We start from the raw sequence: 388 nt of genomic DNA on the forward strand, positions 1-388 counted from the left end.
AAAGTTTGTTGTGGTAAACGTACTCATTCCTTGTCTAGCGTTTGATACTGCATATAAAAGACGTTGAATGAAATCAGATGCCTGTCTATTTGAATCCGTTGATCCACTTTCTGCCCCAAGATCATCTAATACCACGAAATCAGCTTGTCCAATTAATTGAACGAAATATTGCAGTGTATATTTACTGCTCTTATCATCGAAAGAATCCATAATCATCCTTGTTATTGCTTCTAATTCAACGTACAAGCAACTTTTCATAAGGTGATAGTTCTCTTCTCCTTGACTGATATCCCAGAAATACTGATTCAATTCATGAAGCATGCTGTATGCTAGGAAACTTTTGGCCGTCCCTTGATTTCCTGTAAATACAACTTTTCTAATTTCTCCG

Annotated in this window: 1 pseudogene; it reads right to left on the reverse strand. The window is 36.3% G+C overall.

Annotated elements, in window-relative coordinates:
• Window positions 1–388, reverse strand: a pseudogene (locus ACS2CR_RS34455) (ATP-binding protein); the annotation flags it as partial.

The sequence above is a fragment of the Bacillus cereus group sp. BceL291 genome (assembly GCF_051776705.1).
Taxonomy (GTDB): domain Bacteria; phylum Bacillota; class Bacilli; order Bacillales; family Bacillaceae_G; genus Bacillus_A; species Bacillus_A cereus.